Below are 22,356 nucleotides of genomic sequence, written 5' to 3'. Positions count from 1 at the left end.
GTCCAAGCTCGTCCGGAGGAAACCCTGTGCGGCCGTGGCCCGGAACTCCCTACCCGCTCGGCGCCGCCTACGACGGCGTGGGCACCAACTTCACCCTCTTCTCGGAGGTCGCGGACTACGTCGAGCTGTGCCTGTTCGACGATGACGGGACCGAGACGCGCGTGCGGCTGCCGGAGGTGGACGGCTTCGTCCACCACGGCTACCTGCTCGGCGTCGGTCCCGGGCAGAAGTACGGCTACCGCGTGCACGGGCCGCACGACCCGGAGCGCGGCCTGCGGTGCAACCCGAACAAGCTGCTGATCGACCCGTACGCCAAGGCGATCACCGGCGACGTCGACTGGCACGAGTCGCTGTTCGGCTACCGGTTCGGCGACCCGGACTCGCGCAACGACCTCGACTCGGCCGGTCACGTGCCGCTGTCGGTCGTGGTCAACCCGTTCTTCGACTGGGCGAACGACCGCCCGCCGAAGACCCCGTACAACGAGTCGGTCATCTACGAGACCCACGTGCGCGGCCTGACCATGCAGCACCCCGAGGTGCCGGAGCGGTTGCGCGGCACGTACGCGGGGCTGGCGCACCCCGCGGTGATCGACCACCTGCGCGGCCTCGGTGTCACGGCGGTCGAGCTGATGCCGGTGCACCACTTCATCACCGATCACGGACTGCAGCAGAAGGGCCTCCGGAATTACTGGGGCTACAACACGATCGGGTTCTTCGCGCCCCACGCCGGTTACGCCGCGTTGCCGGAGTCGGCGAACCAGGTGCAGGAGTTCAAGGGCATGGTGCGCGCCCTGCACGAGGCGGACATCGAGGTCATCCTCGACGTGGTCTACAACCACACCGCCGAGGGCAACCACCTGGGCCCCACGGTGTCCATGCGCGGCATCGACAACCAGGCGTACTACCGGCTGGTGGACGACGAGCCGCAGTTCTACATGGACTACACCGGCACCGGGAACTCGCTGAACGTGCGCAGCCCGCACACGTTGCAGCTGATCATGGACTCGCTGCGGTACTGGGTGACCGAGATGCGGGTCGACGGGTTCCGGTTCGACCTGGCCGCGACCCTGGCCCGCGAGTTCTACGACGTGGACCGGCTGTCCACGTTCTTCGACCTGGTGCAGCAGGACCCGGTGGTGTCGCAGGTGAAGCTGATCGCCGAGCCGTGGGACGTCGGGCCGGGCGGGTACCAGGTCGGCAACTTCCCGCCGCTGTGGACCGAGTGGAACGGCAAGTACCGCGACACGGTGCGCGACTTCTGGCGCGGCGAGCCGGCCACGCTGGGCGAGTTCGCGTCCCGCATCACCGGGTCGTCCGACCTGTACCAGGACGACGGCCGCCGCCCGTACGCGTCGATCAACTTCGTCACCGCGCACGACGGGTTCACGCTCAACGACCTGGTGTCGTACAACGAGAAGCACAACGAGGCCAACGGCGAGGACGGCCGTGACGGTGCCGACGACAACCGGTCGTGGAACTGCGGTGTCGAGGGGCCGACGGACGACCCCGAGGTGAACGACCTGCGGGCCAGGCAGCGGCGCAACCTGCTGGCCACCGCGTTGCTGTCGCAGGGCGTGCCGATGCTGCTGCACGGCGACGAGCTCGGCCGGACCCAGCGGGGCAACAACAACGCCTACTGCCAGGACAACGAGCTGTCCTGGGTGGACTGGACGTTGGCGGAGAAGAACCGGGACCTGGTCGAGTTCACGTCGGCGCTGACCGCGTTCCGCCGGCAGCACCCCGTGCTGCGGCGGCGCCGGTTCTTCCAGGGCAAGCCGATCCGCAAGGGCGACGAACTCCGCGACATCGCCTGGTTCACACCTTCGGGTGAAGAGATGACGGAGCAGAACTGGGGCGACGACTTCGGCCGCTGCGTGGTGGTGTTCCTCAACGGCGAAGGCATACCCGACCTCGACCAGCGGGGGATGCGGGTGCTGGACGACTCCTTCCTGCTCGCGTTCAACGCGCACCACGAGGATATCGAGGTGACGCTGCCCGAGGAAGGCTATGGTTCCCAGTGGACGGTCGTCATCGACACCGCGACGGGTGAGGTGACGCCACTTCCCGAGCAGGGTGACGTCGTGGCGGCGGCCGGCACGCTCACGCTGGTGGCCCGGTCGCTGGTGGTGCTGCAACGGCTGGAGCAGGAGTGAGCGGCGAGCCGGTCGGTGGTGCGCCGTCGTCGACCTACCGCATCCAGTTCACGCCCGACTTCACGTTCGCCGACGCCGAAGCCGTGGTCGACTACCTGGACGCGTTGGGTGTCGGCGCGTTGTACGCCTCACCGGTGCTGGAGGCCGTGCCCGGCTCCACCCACGGCTACGACGTGGTCGACCCGACCCGCGCCCGCGAGGAGCTGGGCGGCGAGTCGGGTCGGGTGGCGCTGCACAAGGCGCTCAAGCGGGCGGGGCTCGGGTTGGTGCTCGACATCGTGCCCAACCACATGGCGGTCGGCCCTGACGACGTGAACAAGTGGTGGTGGGACGTCCTGCGGAACGGCCGGGAGTCGCGGTACGCCGGGTTCTTCGACATCGACTGGGACTCGGGGCCCCTGCTGCTGCCGTTCGCGGGTGACGAGGCGTCCGAGGAGGAGCACGAGCACTACCGGTTGGTGTTCTGGCGGCGCGGCAACACCGAGCTGAACTACCGGCGGTTCTTCGACATCACCACGTTGGCCGCGGTGCGGGTGGAGGAGCCCGCGGTGTTCGAGGCCACGCACGGCGAGGTGCTGAGGTGGGTGGCGGCGGGTGAGGTGACCGGGTTGAGGGTCGACCACCCCGACGGGCTGGCCGATCCCGGCGAGTACGTGCGGCGGCTCAAAGAACGCTCGGGCGTGTGGCTGGTGGTGGAGAAGATCCTCGGCGCGGACGAGCGGTTGCCGGTGAGCTGGCCCGCCGACGGCACCACCGGCTACGACGCGTTGCGCGAGGTCTGCGGCCTGTTCGTGGACCCGGCGGGCGAGGCGGCGTTCACCGCGCTGGCCGAGGAGTTCGCCGTGCCGACCGACTTCGCCGCGGTCGAGCACGAGTGCCGCGACCTGGTGACCCGGACGATCCTGCGCGCCGAGGTCCGCCGGATCGCGGCCCTGGTGCGGGACGTGGACCGGGCCGAGGCCGAGCGGGCGGTCGCCGAGGTCATGGTCAACTTCCCGGTCTACCGCTCCTACCTGCCCGAAGGGCTCGACGCGTGGACGGAGGCGGTGAACGCGGCCACGTCACCGGCGGCACCGGCGCTGGACCGGCAGGTGCGCGCCGAACCGCACGGCGAGCTGGCCACGCGCCTGCAGCAGACGTCCGGCATGGTCGTCGCCAAGGGCACCGAGGACACCGCGTTCTACCGCTACACCCGGTTCGTGGCGCTCAACGAGGTCGGTGGCGCCCCGGACCGCTTCGGCGTGCCACCGACCGAGTTCCACGCCCGCGCCGCGCTGCGGGAGGCCGGGTCACCGGCGTCGATGACGGCGCTGTCGACGCACGACACCAAGCGGTCGGAGGACGTGCGGGCCCGGCTCGCGGTGCTGGCTGAGCTGCCCGGCGAGTTCGCCGAGGCGGTGCGCCGGTGGACCGCCGCGCACCCGATCGACGAGCCGTCGCTGAACATGCTGGCGTGGCAGTCGCTGGTCGGCGCGTGGCCGATCACCGCCGACCGGATGCGCGCCTACCTGGACAAGGCGGCCAAGGAGTCGAAGGTCCGCACCACGTGGATCGACCACGACGAGCAGTTCGAGGCGGCCGTGGCGGCGTGGCCGGAGCAGGTGCTGGCCGGTCCGGTGGCGGCCGAGGTGGCGTCGTTCGTCGACCGGATCGTGGCACCGGGCTGGTCCAACGCGCTGGGCCAGAAGCTGGTGCAGCTCACCGCGCCCGGCGTGCCGGACGTCTACCAGGGCACCGAGCTGTGGGACCTGTCGCTGGTCGACCCGGACAACCGCCGACCCGTCGACTACGAAGTGCGGCGCCGGCTGCTGGAGCGCATCCAGGACGGCTGGCTGCCGGACGTGGACGACTCGGGCGCGGCGAAGCTGCTGGTCGTGCAGCGCGCGCTGCGGTTGCGCCGGGAACGGCCCGAGCTGTTCCGCGGCTACCGGCCGCTGGAGGCGTCCGGGCGAACGGCACGCCACGTGGTCGCGTTCGAGCGGAACGGTCTGGTGGTGGTGGCGACCAGGCTTCCGGTGGGGTTGGCGAACGCGGGCGGCTGGGGTGACGCGGTGCTGCCGCTGCCGCCGGGGGAGTGGACCGACGTGCTCACCTCCCGCCCGGCCTCGCCGCTGCTCGCGGAACTGCTGGACCGCTACCCGGTGGCACTGCTGAGCAGGGGAGATCGGTGAGTTTCTCGGTGTGGGCGCCGGCGCACGAGCGCGTCCGGGTGCGGGTCGACGGTCGCGACCACGCGATGACGGCCGGTGACGGCGGGTGGTGGCACTCGGACGTGACCGGGGTCGACTACGCGTTCCTGCTGGACGACTCCGACGAGCCGTTGCCCGACCCGCGGTCGCGGTGGCAGCCGAACGGGGTGCACTCGGCGTCCCGGGTCTACGACCACTCGGCGTTCGGCTGGACCGACCGGGCGTGGACCGGGCGGGCGCTGCCCGGCGCGGTGATCTACGAGCTGCACATCGGCACGTTCACGCCCGCGGGCACGTTCGACGGCGCGATCGAGCGGCTGGACCACTTGGTCGACCTCGGCGTCACGCACGTCGAGGTGATGCCGGTGAACTCGTTCGACGGCACTGCGGGCTGGGGCTACGACGGCGTGCTGTGGGGCGCGGTGCACGAGCCGTACGGCGGGCCGGACGGGTTCAAGCGGTTCGTGGACGCCTGCCACGCGCGCGGGCTCGCCGTGCTGCTGGACGTGGTCTACAACCACCTCGGGCCGTCCGGCGCGTACCTCGACCGGTTCGGGCCGTACTTCGCGGGCAGCAACGACTGGGGACCAGGGCTGAACCTCGACGGCGAGGGGTCCGACGAGGTGCGCCGGTACGTGATCGACAACGCGCTGGGCTGGCTGCGCGACTTCCACGTGGACGGGCTGCGGCTCGACGCCGTGCACGCCCTCGTGGACCGCAGCGCGCTGCACGTGCTGGAACAGCTGGCCGTCGAGGTGGAGGCGTTGTCGGCCGCCGTGCGCAGGCCGTTGACGTTGATCGCCGAGTCGGACCTGAACGACGCCAAGCTCGTCACCGCGCGGGAAGGCGGCGGCTACGGCCTGCACGCCCAATGGGACGACGACCTGCACCACGCGCTGCACGTGGCGTTGAGCGGCGAGACGTTCGGCTACTACCCGGACTTCGAGGGAGCGCTGGGCCGGACGCTGCGCGAGGTGTTCTTCCACGCGGGCACTTGGTCGTCGTTCCGGGGCAGGCACCACGGCCGGCCGGTGGACCGCGACCGGTTGCCCGGCCACCGGTTCCTCGCCTACCTGCAGAACCACGACCAGGTCGGCAACCGCGCCACCGGCGACCGGCTGTCGGCGACCGTGTCGTGGCGGCGGCAGGCGGTCGGCGCGGCGATCGTGCTCTGCTCCCCGTACACGCCGATGATCTTCATGGGCGAGGAGTGGGCGGCGAGCACGCCGTGGCAGTTCTTCGCGTCGTTCCCGGACCCGGAGCTGGCCGAGGCGGTGCGCACGGGTCGGCGGCGCGAGTTCGGCAGGCACGGGTGGGGCGAGTCGGAGGTGCCCGACCCGATCGACCCGGAGACCGTGCGGCGGTCGACGTTGCGCTGGGACGAGGTGTCGTCACCCGGTCACCGGGAGCTGTTCGAGCTCTACCGGGCGTTGATCGCGCTGCGCCGGTCACGCCCGGAACTCGCGGACCCCCGGCTGGACCGGTTCGTGGTGCGCGAGGAGGGGTCGGTGCTCGTGCTGCACCGGGGTTCGCTGCGGGTGGTGTGCAACCTCGGGGACGACACCGTGGTGCGCCTCGACGTCGAGGCGGGCGAGGTGCTGCTCGCGTCCGCGGAGGTGAAGGTGGGGACCGGGGTGGACGGGCAGGCGGTGCACCTGCCCGCCGACACCTTCACGATCGTGGAACGCGCGGCGGTCACGCCTCCTGGTCGGGGATGAGCCAACCGACTTCGGTGAGCTTCTCGGCCAGCAGCCGACCGGCCGACTCGACCTGGTCGGCCAGGCGTCTTCGCTCCTCCGGCCGGTCGGCACCGGAGTACTGCGCCGCGTCATAGGCGGCGACGAGCCCGCGTGCCGCGTTCACCACCTCCACCCCGGGCCACCCGGCGACGGCGACCGGGCCGTCGTCCGGTTCGGGGGAGGTGTTGACGGCGCGCACCGCCCGCCTCGGCCCCAGCTCGGCGGAGAGGTCGAGCAGCTTCAGCGCTATCGTGTGCAGCTTCACGTTGTGGTGCTGCGACATCCGCACGAGCAGCTGGAAGCCCTCTTGTGGCGTGCAGCCCTGCACGGCGGATATCAGGCCGGTGGCCTGCCCGATCACGGTGCGCGTCTGCACCGCCTTGCGCAGTCCCACGATCTCGGCCTCAAGGCTGGCGATCCGCGCGGTCAGCGAATCGTGCCCGTTGTCCCCGACCACGGTCGGGCTCCTCTCTCGCACGTCGGTACCGGTCAGCCAGGCCAGCAGTGCGAGAGCGTTCGGGCACGCGGGTGCCAGCACCGGCAAGCCCACAGCTCTCGCTGACCCTGGTCCCCTCGCGGGTGCCGGGTGGCTTGCGGCTGGCTTTTCAACCGCGTAGACGATCACCGTAGTAGAGCACGGGCGGTCCGGTGCAACTGGAGGGGCTTCAGCGTGCCGGCAGCACGCAGAACTCATTGTCCGCCGGGTCGGCGCAGACCACCCAGGGCAGGGCCGGGTCGGCGTCGACCACGCGGGCGCCCAGGCCGACCAGCCGTTTCACCTCCGCGTCCCGGTCGCCGTCCGGCGCGAGGTCGAGGTGCAGCCGGTTCTTGGTCCGCTTCGGGTCGGTGACGGGTTGCAGCACGAGCGTCGGGCCGTCGCCCGCCAACTCCGTGTACTCCACCCCTTTGGGGTCCTTCCAGCGGCTTGCCACGTGGTGCCCGAGAGCCGCGCACCAGAACTCCTCCACGACGCTGACCTGGTCGGATGGGCAGTCCACGGCAATGGCGACGATGTGTGCGGTCATGCCGTCGTAGTTTCCCCGTTCGAGCGAGGGGTACCCGTCCGTCGACGGAGAAGTGCCGACGAGAGGACGGTCATGGGTACCGACGACAAGGTCAGCAACAAGGCCGAGGAACTCAAGGGCCGCGCCAAGGAAGCGGTCGGCGATGCCACCGACAACGAGCAGTGGCAGGCCGAGGGCCGCGCCGAGAAGGCCAAGGGTTCGCTGAAGCAGGCCGGGGAGAAGGTCAAGGACGCCTTCCGTGGCGACGACCGCTAGCCGGACCTCCAGCGCCGCCGAGTTCGTGCCCGAAGGGGCCGACTTGGCGGCGCTGCGCCGTGCCGCGGCCGGGTGCCGGGGCTGTGAGCTGTACAAACCGGCCACGCAGACCGTGTTCGGCGCGGGGCCGGAGAACGCCAGGCTGATGCTCGTCGGCGAGCAGCCCGGCGACGTCGAGGACCGGCAGGGCGAGCCGTTCGTCGGTCCCGCCGGCCGACTGCTGGACAAGGCGCTGGACGAGGCCGACCTGGCCCGTGAGGGCGTCTACCTGACCAACGCGGTCAAGCACTTCAAGTTCGTGCCCGCCGAGCGGGGGAAGCGGCGCATCCACAAGACGCCGTCGCGCGGCGAGGTCGTGGCGTGCCTGCCGTGGTTGCGGGCGGAGCTGGCGCGGGTGCGGCCCGAGCTGGTGGTGTGCCTGGGCGCGACCGCGGCGAAGGCCGTGCTGGGCGCCGCGTACAAGGTGAGCGAACGGCGTGGCCAGGTCGAGCGTGCCGAGGACCGCGACGTCATCGCGACCGTGCACCCGTCGGCGGTCCTGCGCGCTCCCGACCGCGACGAGGCCTACCAGGGCTTCCTCGCCGACCTGCGGGTCGTGCGCGCCCACCTGGGGTGAACCGGGCCGGAACGTGAAACGGCCCCCTGACCGCTTCCCGCACCAGGTGCGGGCCGAGCTGGACTGGGCTCGGGGTCACGGGGGCCGGGTGGCTGCCTGGGATTCGCCCAGACCACCTGGGAAAGGTCGGTCCTAGCGGACAGCCACCTCACGACGAGTCCTATAGCTATTCAACTTCGGACCACCTCCTTCCTCGTGTACCGCGAACCTATGCGAGCTCCGCCGGCCCTCGCAACGGAAATTCCGGCTCCGTCCAGACGGTGGACGGCTCCCTTCGCGCGGCTTCCCTCCGGGTGCGACGTCCGATTCCCGCCGGACTGGAATGTGGTGTGGCAGCACGATCGTGGCATGAACTTCGACGGCAAGGTCGCCCTGGTCACGGGCGGCAGCAGGGGTATCGGTGCGGCGATCGCGGTCCGGCTCGCGGAGTTGGGTGCGGACGTGGCGATCACCTACCGGAACGACCCGGGTGACGTGGTGGATCGGGTGAAGGGGCTGGGGCGGCGGGTGCTGGCCGTCCGGGCGGACAGCGGTGACGCGGAGGCGGTGGTCGCGGCGGTCGAGGAGGCCGTGGCGGTGCTGGGGCGGTTGGACGTGCTGGTGAACAACGCCGGTGAGTTCATCATCGGGCCGGTGGAGGAGCTGGGCGTGGCGGAGTTCGACCGGACGTTCGACGTGAACGTGCGGGCGGCGTTCCTGGCGGTGAAGGCGGCGTTGCCGCACCTGGGCGCCGGTGGCCGGGTGATCGGCATCGGCAGCAACGTGTCCGTGCGGGCGGTGTTCCCCGGGTTCTCGCTGTACGCGGCGTCGAAGGCGGCGTTGGTGGGGATGACGAAGGCGTTGGCGCGGGAGCTGGGGCCGCGGGGGATCACGGTGAACCTGGTGCACCCCGGTGCGACGGACACCGACTCGAACCCGGCGGACGGTGCCGGTGCCGACGTCGTGCGCGGCTTCACGGCGGTCGGGCGTTACGCGGAGCCGGCGGAGATCGCGGCGGCGGTGGCGTTCCTGGCGTCCGACGAGGCCCGTTACGTGACCGGCGCGCAACTGTACGCCGACGGCGGCTTCACCGCCTGACCCCCCGCGCGCGAGAGTCCAACGTTCACGCCGCGAGAGTCCAACGCTCAGAGCACCTGAATTCAACGCTCAGGACGGCAGTGGGAGAGCCTGAGCGTTGAATTCGGGGTGCGCGAACGTTGGACTCTCGCGTGCCGAACGTTGGACTCTCGCGGTTGGGTCAGCTCGCGTTCACGTCGATGCAGGCGTAGAACGCGTTGGCGGTGTCACCGATGTTCCAGATGGCGAGCACCGTCTGGCGGCCGGAAGCGCCCAGGTTCACCGTGTGCGACACGGAGGCCGGGGGCTGCTGCATGCCGCCGTCGACGAAGCCGACCCGCCTGCCGGCCACGTAGTACTCGTAGTTCGCGGTGCGGTGCCGGGCGGTGAAGGTCCAGGTGAACGTGACCGTGCGGCCGGTGTTCGCGACCTTCCAGCCCTTGGTGTTGTCGTTCAGCTCGGCGAACCGGGCGACACCACCGTTGCAGCTGCGCAGGCCCTTCGGGCCTTCGACGCTTTGCGGCTCCCACTTGATGTCGCCGCACGACACGACACCGCGGGCGCACTGCGCCTGACGGCTGGCCGGTGACGAGACGTAACCGTGCGCGAACGCGGGTGCCGAGGGCAGGGCGACCGTCACGAGCGGCGCGACGAGCACGCCTGCCGCCACCGCGGCGATCCTTCGGCGGAGTGACATGTGGACTCCTCTGATCGGATGGGCGGAAACGCTTGTGGCGAACGCCAACCCGAGTGCGCTGGGTGGAGCGTTCACCCAAACGCGGCGGCAGGTCTAGACCATACTCTGTGTGATTGCCTGGTGACAACCATCAACTTGACCGGACAGGACACCGGTGTCCTTTCCCGGTGGCGCGGAGTACGCGGATACCCTCGAGGCGGTGATCATCTGGCTGAACGGCGGGTTCGGGGCGGGGAAGACGACGTTGGCGCGGGAGCTGCACCGCAGGCTCCCGGACGCGCTCGTGTACGACCCGGAGGACGTCGGCCTCATGCTGTGGAAGTGGGTGGAGCCCAACGACGACTTCCAGGACCTGCCGAGCTGGCGGGAGCTGGTCGTCGCGACGGCGCTGTCGCTGCGCAGGCACCACGCGCACACGCTCATCGTGCCGATGTCGCTGGTCCGCGACGCGAACCGGGCGGAGATCCTCGGCGGCCTGGCCGACGCGGGCGAGGAAGTCCTGCACGTCTTCCTGGATGCGGACGCCGACGTGCTGCGGGAGCGGCTCAGCGCCCGCACGCCGGTCTCCGGTGATCCGGGGTCGGGCCAGTCGTTCCTCGACTGGGCCCTGAGCCGGATGGATCCGACCGCCGCCGCCCGCCAGCCGGACGGGACCGTCGTGCTGCGCTCCGACCTGCTCACCCCGGCCGAACTGGCCGACGAGGTGCTGGCCGCGGCGCGGGCGGCGCGTCGGTGAGGGCCGGGACGGACGGGTCGCCTTTCGGTCGACCGCGGTGGCGCGTGTGGGAAAATGACCTTGAGATGAGGAAGCTTCCGCAGGTCGGGGTCCGATGACCGACGAGCGCACCGCGCGGATCGACGTGACGCGCCTCCCGGACGACGTCGTGGCGCTGATCGACCGCCTCGGGCCCGGCGAAGAGCTGGTCGTCACGCGCCACGGCGAGGTGGTCGCGACGATCTCGGGCACGGGCGGCGCGGTCGAGGACGGTGGCGCGGTGGCCGGATCACCGCCCGTGGACTACGGCGACGTGGTGGTCGTCGCCACGGCGATGAAGCTGTCCGCGTCGGCCCGCGCGGAGCTCTCCGCCCGACTCGGCCCGGACTACATCGTGCTCGACATGCACTCGGCGCCGACGACGGCGGACGTGCTGCTGGTGCCGCCGTCCAGCCCGCAGTTGATCGGCAGCCTCCGGGCCCTGTACCCCAAGGCGCGGGTGGTCGTCGCCGAGATCGAGGACCGCGAGCTCGGCATCAGCTACCGCGGCCCGGTCCGGCGCATGATGGAGGCCGGCGCGCAGACCTACCTGATGTCGACCACCATCCCCGTGCTGGCCGGCCAGCTCGACCAGGCCGTCACCCAACGCCCGCAGCTCGCCGACGGCACCCCGGCGCTGCTGGAGCTCGAAGCGGGACCCGAGCGTCGGACATCCGATGGCACACGCCGATAAACCCGTCGATCATCGGGCAGGTCCGATCTAAGGTCGCCGGAATGGACCTGTCCGTTGTCGCTGTGCCCCACACGCTCGACCGGCTGAAACCACTGCTGCCGGCGTCACCGGCGCGGGTCCTCGAAGTCGGCTGTGGCCGAGGTGCCCTGGCCGCCGCCCTCGGGGAACTGGGATATCAGGTGACCGGGGTGGACCGCGACGCCGAGATGGCCGCCGCGGCACGGGAACGTGGTGTGCGCGTCGTCCAGGCCGATGTCCGCGAGGTCTCCGGCGAGTACGACGTCGTGCTGTTCACGCGGTCGCTGCACCACGCCGACGACCTGGCCGGGATCGTGGCCCACGCGGCCGGGTTGGTCGTCGCGGGTGGGCAGGTCGTCATCGAGGAGTTCGCCTGGGAACGGGTGGACCACGCCGGTGCGCACTTCCTGCACGACAACCGCGCGGTGTTGGTCGCCGCCGGCCTGCTCGACGCCGAGCTGACGTCCGGCGATCCGCTCGACGCCTGGGTCGCCGGTCACGACTTCCTCCACCGGGGCTCCGCCATGATCGCCGCGCTGGGCCGCGTCGGCTCCGACCTGACCACGGTGGGGACGAGCATCCTGTGGCGCCTGGTCAACGGACGCGGTGGTGTCTGGACCGAGCCGGGAGCGCACACCGTCGACGCGCTCAACGCCATCCGTGACGCGGAGGAACGCCGGATCGCCGCCGGCCTGCTGCCCCCGGTCGGTCTGCTCGCCTCCGTCCGCCGGTAGGTCGGCGGCCGGACGTCAGCGTCGCGCCGGCCGGAGCACGCGTTCGACGTGGGTGAGCAGGTCGCCGCGGTCGAGCACGGTGGTCAGCGGGGAGGTGGCGATCGCGGTGGAGCGGGCGTCGGCGCTCTCGGCGATGGCGTCGGCGGTCCGCCCGCTGCCGCGCAGCACGACCAGCGGGCGGTCGCGGGCCAGGCTGTGCTCGGCGTCGTCGAACGTGATCGGACCGCCGTTGACCAGCACGGTCAGCGACGGTGCCGGTCCGGCGACGACGTCCGCCACCTCGGCCAGCCACGGCGACTCGTCACCCCACACGCGACCGGGCACCAGCACCAGGTGGGTGTGGTTCGGCTCGAACGCGGCCAGGTCGACGGCCACCTCGGCGGCCACCCCGACCAGCGGGAACCGCCCACCCGCCGCCGCCCGCGCCCGCCCGACGGCCCGCATCACGCCGACATCCGTGCCGCCGTCCACCACCACCGCGCCGCACTCGTCCAGCAAGGGCACCAGGTCGCGCAGCACCGACGCCAGCGCGTCCAGCTCACCGGGCTCCATCCCACCGGCGCCACCGACCAGCACCAGCACCGGCCGCCCGACCGGCAACCCGGCCGCGCCCAACTGGGCCTTCGACGTGACCCGCACCCTGTCCACGACCGGCGACCGTACCCGCGAACGGCCCCCGTCACCGCGTTCCCGCGCCCACGCCGGACCGAATGCGGGTGGCGGCCGGATCGGAGCCGTCCTGGTCACCGACGGGGTCGAGGCCATTCGTCGTAAGGCCGGATGGCTGTCGGGCGGATTATCCGTTCGGCCACTCCCGAACATGTGCGTGTTCGTGCATGATGGAATCGGGCGGTATCGGGGAGGCGGCCGGTATGACCGTGGAAACACCAGCAGAACTGTCCTCGGACTTGTTGGATCTCGCTTCGACGTCGTTGTCCGAGATGAGAACGCTGCACGACACCGCGCTGCACCAGGCCGTTCACCGCACGCTCGACCGGTTCCGGTTGGGTCGCTTCGGTGATTCGGTGCAGGAGCAGTACAACCCATGAACTCGATCGGGCTGAGCACACACCGCTTGCCCCGCTTCGTGTTCGACGAGATCTGCTCGGGCGCCGTCTCCGCGGCCGGAATGGCAATTTTGCGGAGAACCCAGTACAGCGTCCGCAAGCTCCGCTTGCGCGCTTTGCTGGAGGCGACCTCCCAGGTCACCCCTCGGCTCGGTCCGTTCGCGGACCTCGACGGGTCGTGGACGTTGCTGGCCGAAGTCGAACAGGTCGCGCCGGAAGTGGTGGAAGAAGTCCTGATGCACAACTCGGTGGGCGTCTGGTTGACGCGCGCCCTGCGGCAGGTGCTCGGCACCGCGGTCGACGCGACGCCCCTGTGGTCGGAGGTCGGCTGGTTCCACGCCGTCGCCGCCGCGGCAGCGGTCCGCGGTGGACGGCCGTGCGCGCTGACCGTCCCTGTCGTGCACGGCGCGGTCACGTTGCCGACGGTGGGCGCGTACCGGTTGTCCGGACGCTTCCCGGTCGGCCAGGCGCGGCTGGTCAACTCCCCGTCCGGCATGACGATCGAGGTGCCGGGACCGGTCGAGTGGCAGGCCGTGCGACGGCACCGCAGTACCGCCCGCGGCCACCAGGTCGAAGTGGTCGTCGACGACCTCGGCCCGTACCGCGAATTCGGTGGACCCGTGCCGCCCGACCCGTTGGACGACAGCGAGTGGGACGAGTGGCGCAAGTACCTGGAGGAGGCCTGGGAGTTGTTGACCGCCCGGCACCCCGGCGCGGCGGAGGAGCTGTCGGCCGGGCTGTCGACCGTGGTGCCGCTGGACGCCCGGCGGGAGGTGTTCGCGGCGTCCTCGTCCGCGGCGTTCGGCGCGATCGCCATGTCGCCCAAGCGTTCGGCGACGGAGTTCGCCGAGGCGCTCGTGCACGAGTTGCAGCACTCCAAGGTGAACGCGCTGCTCGACCTGGTCGACCTGCACACTTCCGACGCCACGCCCCGGCACTACGCGCCGTGGCGGGATGACCCCCGCCCGATCGAAGGGCTGTTGCACGGCGTGTACGCGTTCGTCAGCGTGGCGGAGTTCTGGCACGCCCAACGCGGTCTCGTCCCGGCCGCCCTGGCGCGACGCGCCGAGTTCAGCCTCGCCTACCGCGCGCGCCAGGTCGGGCTGGCGATCGACTCCCTGCGCGGCTTCGTCGACCTCACCGACCTGGGGCGCGAGTTCGTCGCGGCGGTGGCCGTGCGGCTCGCGGCCTGTGACCCGGACGTGTCGCCGGACGTGGCGTCCGCCATCGAGCGGATCACCGCCGAGCACGCCATGACGTGGCGGCTTCGGCACGTGCGCCCTGACCCGCACGACGTGCGGAACGCGGTCGCGGCCTGGTTCGACCGCGGATCGTTCGGCGACGGGGGAGTGGCGCGTCGCGGCACCGTCGTGCCGGTGAGCGGTTCGGGTGAATCGCTGCTCACCGCTCTGCTCCGGCTGCGCGTGCTGGAACCCGGCGAGTTCGACCGGGCGCCACACCGCGACGGACCCGACTTCGCATACCTGCGCGGTGAACGGAAGGCCGCGGTCGAGGGCTATGCCGCGAGGCTGCGCGCCACGCCGCACGACGCCACGGCGTGGGCGGGGCTGGGGCTCGCGCTCGACTCCGCCGTGATGCGGCGCTGCCCGGAGCTGGTCCGTGCCGCGCACCACGCGGTGACGGTGCGCACTGGCGTCCCACTGTCACCGGTGGACCTGGTGACCTGGTTCGACCAGGCCACCACGCCCGTCGGTGTCCGCTGAGGCCTCAGAACTGCATGGTGTCCGTGTCGCAGTTCGCCCGCACGTAGTGGGTGGCGGCGAAGGTGGCCGGGTGGTCTTCGCCGAAGACCTTGCGGTAGGCGGTCACGGTCCGGGCGTGCAGCACCGCCGCCGCGCTCTCGTCGCCGAGCTCGCGCAGGTCCAGCGCCAGGTTCACCATGACCGCGAGCGTCGCCGGGTGGTCCGGGCCGAGCACCCTGGTCGACCGTTCGAGGGTGTCCTCGTCCAACGCCTTGGCCTCCGCGTGATCACCCGCCGCGGCCAGGTCGCTGGCCAGGTTCGTCGCCGCGACCAGGGTGAACGGGTGGTCGGCGTTGAACACCTCGGTGAGCGTCGCGCGCATCTCCTGGTTGAGCGCCTTCGCGAGGTCCACCTCACCGCGCAGGCGGTGGGTCACCGCCAGGTTCATGCCGGCCACGAGCGTGTACGGGTGGTTGCGGCCCACGATCCGCTCCAGTGCTTCGTGGCCGAGCCGCGAGTACTCCAGGGACCCGTCCAGGTCCTCCGCGTGCCGCAGGTCGGTGCCCAGGTTCATGCGCGCCGTGGCGGTGTCGATGTGCTCGTCGCCGTGGCGACGGCGGTACCGCTGGATGCAGTCCTCGATCAGCTCCTTCGCCCGTTCGTGCTCGCCCGCCTTGCGCAGCGCGACCGAGAGGTTCCGCGACGCACCGATCACCTGCGGGTGGTCGTCGCCGAACAGCTCCTTCTGCTGCGCGAGCCCTTTCTGCTGCCGTCGCGCGGCCTCCGCGTAGCGCCCCAGCTCACGCAGGTCCATGCACACGCTGTTGTAGGACGAGAAGGTGAGCGGGTGGTCGGAGCCGAGCACCACCTCGCGACGCCGGAGGGTGTCCTGGTCGAGGTCGAGTGCCGCTTGGTACTCGCCCATCACACGCAGGTGGCTGGCCAGGTTGTTGGCGTAGTTGAGGGTCTGCGGGTCGTCCTCGCCCAGGATTTCGACGGCCCGGTTGTAGATGTGTCGCCTGGTCACCAGCTCCTCGCGGAACACACCCTCCGCGCGCTGGTCGAGAGCGATGGTGTCGAGCATGTTCAGCATGCCCTCGTGGTCCTCGCCGATCACCTCGAGGAACAGTTCGTAGGTGCGCCGGTTCAGGGTTCGGGCCTCGTCGATGCGGCCCAGGCGGCGCAGTGCGATGCCGTAGCGGCGGGTGATCTCGAGGGTGTCGAACTCCCTCTCGCCCAACGACTTGCGCCACGACTCCGACGCCTGGCTCGCCAAGTCGCGAGCGCCGCCGAAGTCGCCGGAGTTGAGCAGGTACCGGACCAGGTTGAGCACCAGCACGCGGACCCACTTGTCCTGGCAGTCGACCACCTTCGACACCAGGGCGTGCGGCAGGAGTTCGGCGTAGCGCGGCCAGTTGGTGGAGGCGTCGGGGTCGCCCGGGTCGCCGTTGACCAGCAGCACGTGCACCGCGTGGCGCATCATCTCCTGCTCGTCGGAGTCCAGCCGGTTCTTCAGCACGGTTTGGACGAGGCGGTGCAGCTGCAGGGCGTTGTTGCGGTGGTCGATCTTGGCGAGGCTGTAGCGGCTGATCTCGCGGATGGCCCGGCTCAGCTTGATCGGGTCGTTCAGCGCGTCGCGCAGCGCGTCCGGCACGGCCAGGTTGCGGACGCCGCGGAACAGCTTCTGGGAAATCGGTTCCGGTCCGAAGAACGCGCAGACGTGGAGGAACTGGAACGCCGCCCGGTGGTGGTTCTTCAGGCGGTTGAGGGGCACGTTCCAGGCGGCGGCGACCGGGAGTTGGTCCTCGCTGGACGTGCCTGCCTCCAGCAGCTCGGTGCGGTTCTGCTGGAGCAGCTGGAGGTACTCCGAGACCTGCATGCCGGTCTGGGCGCGCCAGGCGGCGGCCTGTTCGACGGCCAGCGGCAGGTCTCCGAGCGCTTCGGCGAGGGCGTCGGCCTCGGCTTCGTCCAGGTCGCCGGCGCGGCGGTGGAGCAGCTCGATGCTCTCCGCGCGGGTGAACAGGTCGACGGCGACGGGACGGGCGAAGCCGCCCCACTCGGAGTTGCGCGAGGTGACGACGATGTGGCCGTTGCCTGCGGGGAAGTACGGGCGGACGTCCTGGGGCCGGTCGGCGTTGTCGAACACCAGGATCCACCGGCCGTAGGGCTCACCGCGGCGCAACGCCTCCAGCACGGCGGGCACCGCGGTGTCGGCCGAGCCGGACGCGGCGACGCCGAGCTTCCTGGCCAGCTCGACGAAACCGGCCTTGATCTGTGCCGGCTGCTCGGCGGAGATCCACCACACCACGTCGTACTCCGCGGCGTGCCGGTGGATGTACTCGACCACGGTCTGCGACTTGCCGACACCGCCCATGCCGTGCAACGCCTCGGGCAGCACCGCGGTCGGCCCCGCCTCGCCGAGCCGCAGCCGCAGCTGCTCGAGCAGGTCGTCGCGGCCGACGAAGTCCGGGTTGCGCAACGGCACGTGACCCCACACCTGAGGCTGTGTGGAACCGGGCTGCCGCTCGCCCGTGAACAAGGGGCTACCGGGAGCGTTCACGTCTTCTCCTTCGCGCGGCAGCGACCCGACCGCCGGCGGCTGCGGTCGGGTGTCGATGTTCGTCACAGAGTCGTTCTCCTGGTTTGTGCCGTCCAGAGGCCCGCCAGGGGGAAGGCGGGTCCGGTCACCCAGGCCCAACGTCGTTCGAATGCGTTGAGCCCGGCGAGCGTAGGGACCTGACAGAGCGCGGAAAACCGCCTCTTGGACCTTGAGGTAGGGCACGTTCTCCGGGGACGGCTCCGGTTCCGCGGTGCGGTCGGGCTCGTCCAACGCCATCCGGAAGTTGCGCAGCGCCTCGTTGTCGGCGCCCGCGTAGTCGTCCAGCACCCGCGCGACCCGCGCGGTGTCCGAACGCCGGGACGTGGCCAGCAGTTCCTCCCGGACACCGGCGTCGAAGTCGTAGGCCACCGCGTCGGTCACGCCGTCGGCGTCCGGCAGCCGGGTCATCAGGCCGCCGAGCATCACCTCGGCCAGCGCGGACAGGTCCGAGCCGGGCAGCAGCACGCGCTGCACCAGGCCCATCAGCTGCGGGCTCAGCGGTGTGGCGGCCAGCAGCCCGGCGAGCTGGAACCCGTCCACGGACGCGTAGGTGCGGAACCTCAGCACCCGTTCGGACGCGGTCAACGGCTTCTCGTCCGCCGCGCGCACCGGTGGCACCACGGTCTGCGGCGTCACGATCGCCGCGGTCGTCTCCACCCACTCCGAGCCCGGTGTGGTGATCAACCTGGCCCACCCGGCCATCCACTCGGCGGACAGGCCCAGCACCGGCACGGCCATCCCGCCGCCCGCGTCGGCGCCCGCCACGCGCAGCAGCCGGTTCGGGGCGCCGGGCGCGGGCGCGGACAGGCGCATCCGCCGGGTCGGCAGCCCGCCCCACGACCACAGCCGTTGTGCCAGCGTCTGCACCACCGCGACCGGCATCGACCGGCCCCACGCGTTCAGCACGTGCCCGACCGCGCCGCTGTGCCAGGAGCGGCCGATGGTGTCGGTCAGCACGAGCACCATCCGGTTGCCGGTCGGCTCGACCAGGTACCGCCACTCGTGCCGCGCGCCGCCCTCCGACCGCAGCGTCACGTCCCGCTGCGCGGTGCACGAGCTGTCCAGCTCGTAGACCCGCACGTCGCGGAACGCGCCCTGCCGTTCCAGCAGCACCCGGAACTCGCGCACGGTCTGCCGCCACAGCTCGGCCGCCACGGTCGTGTCAACCACCAGCGCGACCTCGAACCGGCGCCACGGCGCGGCCCGCCACTCCGGCAGCCACAGCCCGTCCCGGGCGGCCCGCACCGCGGTCGCCTCCTCGTCCAGCACCTTGATCCGCGGCGACGGCTGACGCCGCCCCAACGGCCGCAGCGCCCGGCTGATCCCGCGCCGCTCGGGCAGCGCGGGCACGGTCGGCCACGCCGACACCGCGCTGACCGTGCCGCCCACCGACAGCACGGGATCGACCCGCGCCAGCGTCGTGGGCGTCGGCGTCCACCGCTCGATCCGCGCCGGGGCCTGCTCCACCTCCGTGCCGGATGCCCGGTCGGACGGCGGTGGCAGGTCCGGTGGCGGCACGTCCCCGGCCGGCGGCTCCTGCGCGGGCGGAGGCGGAGGCGCGGGTGGTTCGTCGTCGTGTGGCGGGTCGTCGGTGGTCGCTTCCGGCGGGGGTGGGCGCAGCGCGCCTGCCAGCCACAGCGAATCCCGGACCTCACGCAAGGTCAGGTCCGTCGTGCGCAGCACCTCCACCCGGCTGTCGGTCGCGTCCAGGTGCTGCAGCAGCACCTCGCCGGCCGACGGCTCGGCCCGCGGTCCGGTCATCCGGCCTCCGCGGACAACGGGTGCCAGATCGCCTCGAGCAGCTCGGCCCACTGCTCGTCCGGCTGGTAGGACCCCGACGTCGCCAGGTGCACGGCGTTGAGCAGCTGGTCGGCCGACACGGTGCCGACGCTGGCGCGGTGGGCCAGGAAATCGGAGATGAGCCGGGCCACGTCGACGCCGTGCGCGTCACCGAAGTGCACCGCCACCATCTCGCCCAGCTGTTCCTTGCCCGGCTGCTTCACGTGCAGCCGCAGGCAGCGGCGCAGGAACGCGGGCGGGAACTCGCGCTCGCCGTTGCTGGTGATGATCACGACCGGGAACTCTCGGCAGCGCACGACGCCGTGGTGCACGGTCGCGGTGTGGCCGCGGTCGGCGGTGAGCACCTCGACCTCGTCGCGGTGCTTGGCGTACCGGACCAGCTCCGGGATCTCGTACTCGCCTTCCTCGAACGTGTTGAGCAGGTCGTTGGGCAGGTCGATGTCGCCCTTGTCCAGTTCGTCGATCAACAGCACGCGGGGCAGGTCGTAGGGCAGCAGCGCGGTGCCCAGCGGCCCGAGGTGGACGTAGTCGCCGATCCCGGAGTCCGGGTCGTTCGCGCCCACCGCCTGCACGCGCGCGATCGCGTCGTAGAGGTAGAGGCCGTCCTTGAGCGTGGTGCGGCTGGTGATCGGCCAGCGCAGCACCGGGCCGAGGCCCAGCTCGCGCGCCACCAGGTAGGCCAGCGACGACTTGCCCGTGCCCGGCGCGCCCGTCACGAGCAGCGGGCGGCGCAGTCGGATCGCGGCGTTGACCATCGCGACCTCGTTCGGGTGCGGTGTCCGCCGGACCGCGCGCACGCCACCCACCCGGCGGTCGCCCTCGCCGCCGTCGTCGGTGGGTCGCGACGTGGTGCCGCGCCCCGTGAACGTCCGCCACGGCGGTGGCGGCGGCAGGTCCGCGACCGGGGCCGACGCGACCTCGCCCGTGCCGTGGTAGACCTCGCCGGAACCGGCGTGACCGTCGTTCATGCGACCGCGACCCCTTCCCGGGGCGGGCCCGGTTGGCTGGGCACGACGATCCGGTCGGGATCGTCGTAGAGGATGGTCAGCGCGGCGCCGACGTGACGGCGCCCGGCTTCCTTGTACGCGGTGTTGCGGGCCAGCCGGACCCGTTCCAACGGGTGCAGCTCGTCCTGCCCGTGCAGCACCGACTCGACCGCGTCGGAGAACTCCGGGGTGCCGCAGTCGTGGCGGTGCCAGACCATCAGCGGCACGCCCGCCTTCACCCCGGCGGCGACCTCGTCCCGGCCCGCGTTCTCCGGTCGCGGTGGCGCGGACAGCACCAGTGACACCAGGGCGCGATCGGTGTTGAACCGCGTCAGCAGCTCCCGCAGGCCCTCCTCGGTGCCGCTCAGCGCCCGGCACGTCGAGGTGTGCGCGAGCCCGGCCGCCCGCTCGAGCTGACCGCTCAGCTCGACCCACCGCTGCCGCCACTCCCGGTGGTACCTGCGGGTGGTCATCCGCTCCAGGCTGCGGATCACGACCGGGTACCGGCACCCCATCGGTTGGGCGAGGTCGTCGTCGTTCTCCCACGGCCACTGGTCGACGTCCAGGTTGAGGTTCTCGTAGTCGAGCACGAACTCGATCCGGATGTCCGGGCTGTACTGCGCCCAGTCGTCCTCGACCTTTTCGATCAGGGCGGCGACGTGCCACTTGATCTCGTCGAGCGTGCCCACCACGTCCTGGCCGGGCAGCGGCGCCCACGGGTTCGGCTCGCCGAGCTGCCGCCACGACGACAGCCGGAACTTCTTCCCGCCGGGGCCCTCGCCGCCGATCCGCAGCACGAGGTAGGCGGGCGAGCCGGGCGGCGGGGTGAGCGGCTGCGCCGCCTCCGGCCGCAGGCTGTCCCGGACCGCGGTCAGCTCGGCCAGCAGGTTCATCGACACGGCCTGCGACTCGTTCCACCGGTGCAGCTCGATCGCCAGCTCGGTGCGCACCCGCGCGGCGATGTGCTCGACGAAGACCAGCGGTCGCGGCAGGCCGTCCGGGCCGGCGTTCAGCGTCTCCAACACCCGGAACACCTCGGCGTAAGTGGTCGGCCCGTACAGGCTCGGAGCCGTCGGTCCGGCCACGACGCGGTAGATGTCCGCGATGTCGGGTACCACGACGCCAGCCAGCAAGGTGAACAGCTTTGCTCGATCGGAGGTCGGGAACAGGTCGAGTGGCGTCAGTTCGGCCACGACGCGGCGCAATTCAACCATTGCCCGGGTGTCGTGGTCGATGCGGGATACGATACGAACAAGTGCCGATAAACGTTCCGGACTCTGCTGGCAGACCTCGGCCAGGTTGAACAGGTGCCCGATCGCGGTGTGGTGTTCCTCGACGAGCAGTGTTTCCCGCAATTCTGCGGACATCATCCGGACGACCAGGTTGCGCCCGGCGCGGTCGGACAGGCTCGGGACGCGGGCCATCACGTCGACCAGGGACATGAGCAGCCCTCGGCCGCCGTTGTCGTCCACGTGGACCATCGGTGGCCCCCCATCCGAGCGGTCGGCGCGCAGTGTTCCAACCCCTTCCGTGTACGCCCTATTCCGGGCTACACGGTACGGTTGCTAGGGGTCTGAGTTTGTTTCGTGCCACAAAAGTGTCTGTATTCGCCTCATTGGTGTGGAATCCTCACCTTCCACCACCTGCAAAGCGTGGCGGAGGGCGTTCAGCCCGTCCGCGTGTTCGAGGCAGGTCAGCATCAGGCCGCTCACGTGCAATGCGCCGTTGGGGTGGTGCGGCACCGCGGCGGCGATGACCGGTGGCAGCAGGTCGAGCACCAGTCGGCGTGACTCCTCCCGCTGCAGCGACGGCACCGCCATCAGCGCGTGGAACAGGGCTTCGGTGTCCGGCACGCGGGCGTCGAGGAGCCAGACCGGCTCGGGTACGCCGGGCACTCGCACGATCCGGTGACGGTCGGGATCGGCGATCGGGTGAGCGCGGGCATAGCCGTCCGTGACCGCGATCGTGACAGGACGGGTGGTGGCCGCGTGCGCGGACCGCAGCACGTCCGAGTCGAGCACGGCGAGCGCCGCCGAGACCTCGCCGGTGGCCATGACCAACCGTAAGCGGAGCGGTGTCGCGGACGCGTGCACGGCTTCGGTGAGCCGTACCGCGAAGCGGTCCGACGGCGGGCGGGTGAGCAGCACGGCGTCGTGGCCGGGTGCGGTGGCGGCGAGGCCGTCGAGCACGGCCAGCACCAGCCGCCGACCGTGCTCGAGGTCGGCGGCCGGGTCGGTGGCGATCGCGAGGACGGCGCGGTCGGGTGGCAAG

General features: G+C 71.3%; 19 protein-coding genes. 11 read left to right on the top strand and 8 right to left on the bottom strand.

The annotated features are described in order from the left end of the window. Nucleotides 1-26 precede the first annotated feature (26 nt). Genes glgX through treZ form a run of 3 tightly spaced genes read left to right on the top strand, consistent with a single transcriptional unit; the run spans nucleotide 27 to nucleotide 6,060 of the window. Nucleotides 27-2,153: a glycogen debranching protein GlgX gene (gene glgX, locus A6A25_RS41870; RefSeq protein ID WP_073900158.1), complete on the top strand. Its 2,127-nt coding sequence runs from the start codon at nucleotides 27-29 to the stop codon at nucleotides 2,151-2,153. Next, nucleotides 2,150-4,324, top strand: a complete 2,175-nt coding sequence (gene treY / locus A6A25_RS41865; RefSeq protein WP_073900156.1) for a malto-oligosyltrehalose synthase — start codon at nucleotides 2,150-2,152, stop codon at nucleotides 4,322-4,324. The genes glgX and treY overlap by 4 nt, the downstream gene beginning before the upstream one ends. Continuing rightward, nucleotides 4,321-6,060 (top strand): malto-oligosyltrehalose trehalohydrolase, encoded by a 1,740-nt coding sequence (gene treZ / locus A6A25_RS41860; protein WP_073900154.1) that lies wholly within the window; start codon nucleotides 4,321-4,323, stop codon nucleotides 6,058-6,060. Before treY ends, treZ begins: the two co-directional genes overlap by 4 nt. Here the strand turns inward: treZ and A6A25_RS41855 are convergent. Together A6A25_RS41855 and A6A25_RS41850 are read right to left on the bottom strand one after the other, a co-directional pair. Beyond that, nucleotides 6,038-6,538, bottom strand: a complete 501-nt coding sequence (locus A6A25_RS41855; protein WP_073900326.1) for an ANTAR domain-containing protein — start codon at nucleotides 6,536-6,538, stop codon at nucleotides 6,038-6,040. The genes treZ and A6A25_RS41855 overlap by 23 nt on opposite strands. Nucleotides 6,539-6,746: 208 nt before the next feature. Then, on the bottom strand, nucleotides 6,747-7,106 hold the full coding sequence (locus A6A25_RS41850) for a VOC family protein (protein WP_073900152.1): 360 nt from the start codon (nucleotides 7,104-7,106) through the stop codon (nucleotides 6,747-6,749). Nucleotides 7,107-7,178: 72 nt separating this feature from the next. On the opposite strand from A6A25_RS41850, the gene A6A25_RS41845 reads away from it, so the two are divergent. From A6A25_RS41845 to A6A25_RS41835, 3 genes are all read left to right on the top strand, one after another. Beyond that, complete coding sequence (locus A6A25_RS41845; protein WP_053719160.1) at nucleotides 7,179-7,361, top strand: CsbD family protein; 183 nt, start codon at nucleotides 7,179-7,181, stop codon at nucleotides 7,359-7,361. Further along, nucleotides 7,345-7,977 carry a UdgX family uracil-DNA binding protein gene (locus tag A6A25_RS41840; protein WP_073900150.1) on the top strand — a complete coding sequence of 211 codons (633 nt, stop codon included), beginning with the start codon at nucleotides 7,345-7,347 and terminating at the stop codon, nucleotides 7,975-7,977. The genes A6A25_RS41845 and A6A25_RS41840 overlap by 17 nt, the downstream gene beginning before the upstream one ends. Before the next feature lie 348 nt (nucleotides 7,978-8,325). Continuing rightward, entirely contained in the window at nucleotides 8,326-9,054 is a 729-nt protein-coding gene (locus tag A6A25_RS41835; RefSeq protein ID WP_073900148.1) for an SDR family NAD(P)-dependent oxidoreductase, read from the top strand. 160 nt (nucleotides 9,055-9,214) lie between these two features. On the opposite strand, the gene A6A25_RS41830 is transcribed toward A6A25_RS41835, so the two are convergent. Next, a complete protein-coding gene (locus tag A6A25_RS41830; RefSeq protein ID WP_073900146.1) occupies nucleotides 9,215-9,730 on the bottom strand; it encodes a lytic polysaccharide monooxygenase auxiliary activity family 9 protein in 516 nt (171 codons plus the stop codon). Nucleotides 9,731-9,929: 199 nt separating this feature from the next. Here A6A25_RS41830 and A6A25_RS41825 point away from each other — a divergent pair, with 199 nt between their 5' ends. The 3 genes from A6A25_RS41825 (at nucleotide 9,930) to A6A25_RS41815 (ending at nucleotide 11,930) form a co-directional block, all read left to right on the top strand. Beyond that, on the top strand, nucleotides 9,930-10,466 hold the full coding sequence (locus A6A25_RS41825) for an AAA family ATPase (RefSeq protein WP_073900321.1): 537 nt from the start codon (nucleotides 9,930-9,932) through the stop codon (nucleotides 10,464-10,466). 94 nt (nucleotides 10,467-10,560) lie between these two features. Continuing rightward, entirely contained in the window at nucleotides 10,561-11,178 is a 618-nt protein-coding gene (locus A6A25_RS41820; RefSeq protein WP_073900144.1) for a hypothetical protein, read from the top strand. A 41-nt stretch (nucleotides 11,179-11,219) separates the two neighbouring features. After that, nucleotides 11,220-11,930, top strand: a complete 711-nt coding sequence (locus A6A25_RS41815; protein WP_073900142.1) for a class I SAM-dependent methyltransferase — start codon at nucleotides 11,220-11,222, stop codon at nucleotides 11,928-11,930. Nucleotides 11,931-11,945: 15 nt separating this feature from the next. Here A6A25_RS41815 and A6A25_RS41810 read toward each other — a convergent pair whose 3' ends face one another. Continuing rightward, entirely contained in the window at nucleotides 11,946-12,578 is a 633-nt protein-coding gene (locus tag A6A25_RS41810; RefSeq protein ID WP_073900140.1) for a hypothetical protein, read from the bottom strand. Nucleotides 12,579-12,766: 188 nt separating this feature from the next. Between A6A25_RS41810 and A6A25_RS41805 the strand changes: the two genes are divergently transcribed. Beyond that, nucleotides 12,767-12,979 carry a hypothetical protein gene (locus tag A6A25_RS41805; protein ID WP_073900138.1) on the top strand — a complete coding sequence of 71 codons (213 nt, stop codon included), beginning with the start codon at nucleotides 12,767-12,769 and terminating at the stop codon, nucleotides 12,977-12,979. Next, nucleotides 12,976-14,721, top strand: a complete 1,746-nt coding sequence (locus A6A25_RS41800; RefSeq protein WP_073900136.1) for an HEXXH motif domain-containing protein — start codon at nucleotides 12,976-12,978, stop codon at nucleotides 14,719-14,721. Before A6A25_RS41805 ends, A6A25_RS41800 begins: the two co-directional genes overlap by 4 nt. Nucleotides 14,722-14,725: 4 nt before the next feature. Here the strand turns inward: A6A25_RS41800 and fxsT are convergent, their stop codons facing one another. The 4 genes from fxsT to A6A25_RS41780 all read right to left on the bottom strand — a co-directional run bounded on the left by fxsT (nucleotide 14,726) and on the right by A6A25_RS41780 (nucleotide 22,355). Further along, a complete protein-coding gene (gene fxsT, locus A6A25_RS41795) occupies nucleotides 14,726-19,060 on the bottom strand; it encodes an FxSxx-COOH system tetratricopeptide repeat protein (RefSeq protein WP_083669098.1) in 4,335 nt (1,444 codons plus the stop codon). Then, nucleotides 19,057-20,067: an AAA family ATPase gene (locus A6A25_RS41790; protein WP_073900134.1), complete on the bottom strand. Its 1,011-nt coding sequence runs from the start codon at nucleotides 20,065-20,067 to the stop codon at nucleotides 19,057-19,059. Before A6A25_RS41790 ends, fxsT begins: the two co-directional genes overlap by 4 nt. Then, nucleotides 20,064-21,566, bottom strand: coding sequence for a VMAP-C domain-containing protein (locus tag A6A25_RS44520; RefSeq protein WP_073900132.1), 1,503 nt, complete (start codon nucleotides 21,564-21,566; stop codon nucleotides 20,064-20,066). The genes A6A25_RS41790 and A6A25_RS44520 overlap by 4 nt, the downstream gene beginning before the upstream one ends. Nucleotides 21,567-21,650: 84 nt before the next feature. Continuing rightward, on the bottom strand, nucleotides 21,651-22,355 hold the full coding sequence (locus A6A25_RS41780; protein ID WP_073900130.1) for an effector-associated domain 2-containing protein: 705 nt from the start codon (nucleotides 22,353-22,355) through the stop codon (nucleotides 21,651-21,653). Between the last annotated feature and the right edge of the window lies 1 nt (nucleotide 22,356).

It is taken from the genome of Saccharothrix sp. CB00851 (genome assembly GCF_001905065.1).
GTDB lineage: Bacteria > Actinomycetota > Actinomycetes > Mycobacteriales > Pseudonocardiaceae > Actinosynnema.
Note: the sequence above shows the minus strand (reverse complement) of the source record. Positions and strands in the feature narration are given on the sequence as shown.